This is a genomic window from Pseudomonas sp. Pseusp97 (genome assembly GCF_047304025.1).
In the GTDB taxonomy this organism is placed as follows: domain Bacteria; phylum Pseudomonadota; class Gammaproteobacteria; order Pseudomonadales; family Pseudomonadaceae; genus Pseudomonas.
In genome coordinates, this window is sequence record NZ_JBGLYK010000339.1 from 1 (window position 1) to 3,928 (window position 3,928).

At 65.6% G+C, this 3,928-nt stretch carries 5 protein-coding genes; 3 read left to right on the forward strand and 2 right to left on the reverse strand.

Features of this window, described 5'->3' with window-relative positions:
- Together ACCC94_RS28405 and ACCC94_RS28410 are read left to right on the forward strand one after the other, a co-directional pair.
- On the forward strand, positions 1–427 hold a 427-nt coding region (locus ACCC94_RS28405), incomplete at its 5' end, for a HEAT repeat domain-containing protein (RefSeq protein ID WP_413352929.1).
- A complete protein-coding gene (locus ACCC94_RS28410; protein WP_413352930.1) occupies positions 424–702 on the forward strand; it encodes a DUF971 domain-containing protein in 279 nt (92 codons plus the stop codon). The genes ACCC94_RS28405 and ACCC94_RS28410, both read left to right, overlap by 4 nt.
- Here the strand turns inward: ACCC94_RS28410 and ACCC94_RS28415 are convergent.
- Both ACCC94_RS28415 and ACCC94_RS28420 read right to left on the reverse strand, forming a co-directional pair.
- Positions 695–1,345 carry an alpha/beta hydrolase gene (locus ACCC94_RS28415; protein WP_413352931.1) on the reverse strand — a complete coding sequence of 217 codons (651 nt, stop codon included), beginning with the start codon at positions 1,343–1,345 and terminating at the stop codon, positions 695–697. The two genes, ACCC94_RS28410 and ACCC94_RS28415, sit on opposite strands and share 8 nt — an antisense overlap.
- 234 nt (positions 1,346–1,579) lie before the next feature.
- Entirely contained in the window at positions 1,580–2,887 is a 1,308-nt protein-coding gene (locus ACCC94_RS28420) for an OprD family porin (protein ID WP_413352933.1), read from the reverse strand.
- Between the two features lie 671 nt (positions 2,888–3,558).
- Between ACCC94_RS28420 and ACCC94_RS28425 the strand changes: the two genes are divergently transcribed.
- On the forward strand, positions 3,559–3,928 hold a 370-nt coding region (locus ACCC94_RS28425; RefSeq protein ID WP_413352932.1), incomplete at its 3' end, for a winged helix-turn-helix transcriptional regulator.

Sequence of the window (3,928 nt, forward strand, 5' to 3'; positions counted from 1 at the left end):
TGCCGGCGCCCTCGGCCTGGCCATCGACGCCAGCGTGCTGCCATCCCTGCAATCGGCCCTGGCCGACCCAGCCTGGCAAGTGCGCGAGGAAGCCGCCGGCACCCTCGGCAAGCTGGCCCTGCCCGAAGCCGGCGAAACCCTGGTACGGGCGCTGGAAGATGATTTCTGGCAAGTGCGCCTGCGCGCCGCGCGCTCGCTGGGCAAACTGCGCTACTTGCCGGCGCTGGAAGGCCTGAAGGTGGTGCTTGGTCACGGCATCAGCAACCTGCGCAAGGAGGCGGCGCTGGCCCTGGGCGAACTGGGTAGCGGAGATGCCATCGATGCGCTGCGCAACGCCGAAAACGACGGTGACCCGGAAGTCCGCAAGGCCGTGCGTATCGCGCTCTCTCAGTTGGAGCAAAAGCCGCAGCTGGGGCAATCGGCGTGAACACCCCCGTCGCCCTGCACCGCTCCAGCGCTGACGGCGAACTGCGCATCCGCTGGGACGACGGCGTCGAACAGCGCATCGCCTTCGCCCGCCTGCGCGGCGCCTGCCCCTGTTCGCAGTGCCGGGCGGCGCGCCTGCAGGGGCGCATCGATCTGGTCTGCGCCGGAGTCGCCCTGCAGGAACTGAACCTGCAGGGGTATGGCGTGCAACTGGTATTCGACGACGGCCACGACCGGGGTATCTATCCCTGGGCGTATCTCAGAGGACTCAGCTGACCGCGCGGGACAGGTGTTCCAGCACGCGCTCAACCGCGCGCTCCAGGCAGCCCTTGAAGAAGTGGTCGGCGCCGGCGTAGAGCAGCACCTCGCGCTGGGCCGGGCGCGCCCACTCCAGCAGGTTGGCCAGCGGCGCCATCTCGTCTGCCTCGCCATGCAGTAGCAGGCAATCAGTCGGCAGCTCCTGCGCTTGGTAGTCTCGCCCGCCGGGAACGGTGCCCACCGGCAAGCCCATCAGGGCGATGGCATCCGCAGGCGGTGACAGCTCGCTGGCCACGCGGGCGAACACATAGGCACCGAAGGAGAAGCCTACCAGCGCCAGCGGCAGCGGCAGCCCAGGATACTCACGGCGCAGGTGGGCGATGACAGCCAGCATGTCCTGCGCCTCGCCGATGCCTTCGGCGTACTCACCTTCGCTGCCGTCCACGCCACGGAAACTCGGCCGCACGGTCAGCCAGCCAGTACCGCAGAGCTTGCGCGACAGGGTCAGCGGCACGCGGTGCTTCGGGCTGCCGCCGAGCAGCGGCTGCGGATGGCTGATCAGCGCGATGCCTTTCGCCGGCAGCCGCGGCCGGTCGATCAGCAACTGCAGCTTGCCCACCGGGCCATCGATCAGTTGCGTGCTGCGCTCTTCTTCGGACATCGACTCTTCTCGGGGAACGGAAACGGAGCACCGATTCTAGCGCCCCATCCGCACTCCAGGTTCGCAGGGCCACCCTGCGAACTGGGAACAGCTGCGCGTGACGTCGATTCCTGTAGGAGCGAGCTTGCTCGCGAACCGCTTGACGCTGGAGCGGCCAGGAAATCCATTCGCGAGCAAGCTCGCTCCTACGAAGAGCCCCTGGGGCGGCACCCAGTAAGGTGCCGCATTGGCGCCTTACAGGATCGACAGCGGGTAGTCGACGATCAGGCGGAACTCGTTGACGTCGCCCTCGACCTGATCGGCATTGCCACGGTGGATCGCCTCGCGCAGGCGGAAGGACAGGTCCTTCGCCGGCCCGGACTGCACCACGTACTTGGCTTCCAGGTTGGTTTCGTGGTGCTTGCCGTCTTCACCGTAGCCATAGCCGCGGTACTGGCTGTCGGCAGCCATTTTCGTGCCGTCGATGCCATGGCCGTTGACGTAGCGCGCCATGAAGCTCAGGCCGGGGATGCCGTAGGTGGCCATCGCCAGGTCGTAGCGCAGCTGCCAGGACTTCTCCTCCGGGCCGTTGAAGTCCGAGTACTGGATGGAGTTGGCGAGGAAGATCGAGTCGGCGGTGTCGCCGGGGCCGTTGACGCCGAAGGCCACGTAGTCGAACGGCGTGTCGCCGTGGACCTTCTGGTAGGCCAGCGTCAGGGTGTGCGCGGCGAGGAAGCTGTACGCGGCGGCGGCGGACCAGGTGGTGTTGCTGATCTCGCCGGCCTTGGCGCTGCCGTCGTCGTTGGTGCGGTACAGGTTGAAGTCGAAGTTCAGCGACTGGTCGTCCGCCAGCGGCAGGGTGTAGTTGGCGTTGCCGTAGTACTGGCGCCACACGTCTTCGAGTTTCGAGGCGTAGAGCGAGAAGTTCAGCGCGTCGTTGGCCGCGTACTTGCCGCCTACATAGTCGATGCTGCTGGCCTCGACGTTGGCGTAGGACGCCCAGATGCCGTGGTCGCCATTGGTGGTCACCGGGCCGTTGCCGCCGGTGAAGTGGCCGCCATCCAGGTCCAGCCCGTCGATCTCGCTGCTGAGCACGTTGAAGCCGGTGGCGGTCTGCGGGAACAGGCGGGTGCCGCCGGCGGCGAACACCGGCGCGGTGGGCTGCAGGTCGCCCCAGCGCAGTTCGGTCTTCGACACGCGCAGCTTCACGGCACCGCCTGCACGGCCGTATTCGCTTTCCGGCGAGCCGTCGTCACGCACCGGCAGGTTGCCGGTGCCGGAGGTGCCGCCGCCGCCATCCAGGCGGATGCCCCAGTTGCCGAAAGCCTCGACACCGAAGCCGACGGTGCCCTGGGTGAAGCCGGAGCTGTAATTCAGCGTGAAGCCCTGGGTCCAGTCCTTGCGGTCCCGGTCGCCGGACTTGCGGTCGCTGTTGTAGTAGTAGTTGCGCATCAGCAGCGAAGCGCTGCTGCCTTCGAGGAAGCCGGTGGCTTCGGCCTGGTCGGCAACCGCGGCGGCGTGCGCCAGCTGGAACGGAATCCCGGCGACGATGGCGCCGAGCATGGAAACGCGAGCGGAAAGACGGAACGCGGACATCTGCTACCCCTTTGTTGATCTTGTCTTGGCAGGTGTATCGATTGAATGCTGAGCAACTTTCTTATGTTTCCCCGCCCTAGGCAGAGCGAGCGAAGAGATAACAATCCGCTGCCCTCGCGTGAAACCAGCTTCGTCGATAGTCGTTATCGAAACGAATGATTCAGCATTTGCCGCTATCGCCATTAAGCTTGCGCCCCGATGAAGCACATGAGTCCCGGATGCCCGCTCCAGAGCGTCCGGCGGATTGCTCCACTTCATCATCCTTTGGTTTGGCCGCCTCCCCAGGCGGCCTTTTTTTGCCTGGAGGAAAGTTGTGCGGCAGCCGCCCCAGAACATTTCCCGGATAATTATCCCGACCAATTCCAGCCATATTCCGGCAGCCCTTCCCGCTAACTTTCCCTGAACTTCTTCCCGACAAGTTCCGCAGGATCGGGCAACTCTTGCGTCCGCCGTAAATTCAACCGATACACCGTTCATCCCCTGCGCCGCCCCTCCCCCGATGAGTCACTTGCGCAAAGCAAGTGACCGCATTAGATTACAACCATAATCTTTTCGTACCGACCCTTGGCTGTGGCCCTCCCAGGCCCGTGACAAGGCGGCCCAATTAGATGACGACCTTCATGCAAAGAGGTGGTGTCATGCGCAGAACCAGCTTCGAACACCTGCCCTGCCCCGTGGCCCAGGCGCTGGACCTGATCGGCGACAGCTGGAACGTGTTGATCCTGCGCGAAGCCTTCTATGGCTCGACCCGCTTCGATCAGTTCCTCGCACGATTGGGCATCGCCAGCAACGTCCTGACCCGCCGCCTGCGCGCCCTGGTGGACAGCGGCCTGCTGCAGCGCCGCCAGTACAACGACCACCCGCCGCGTTTCGAGTACCTGCTCACCGAGCGCGGCCGCGACCTGCGCCCGGTGCTGCTGACCCTGCTGCAGTGGGGCAAGCGCCACGCCGGCATGGCAAGCGCCGCCGAACTGGTCGACACCCGCAGCGGCCGCCCGGTGCGCATCG

Excerpts from the sequence above, each read along its gene's own strand:
- ACCC94_RS28420 (WP_413352933.1), bottom strand. The coding sequence starts at position 2,887 with ATGCTCGGCGCCATCGTCGCCGGGATTCCGTTCCAGCTGGCGCACGCC.
- ACCC94_RS28415 (WP_413352931.1), bottom strand. The coding sequence starts at position 1,345 with ATGTCCGAAGAAGAGCGCAGCACGCAACTGATCGATGGCCCGGTGGGC.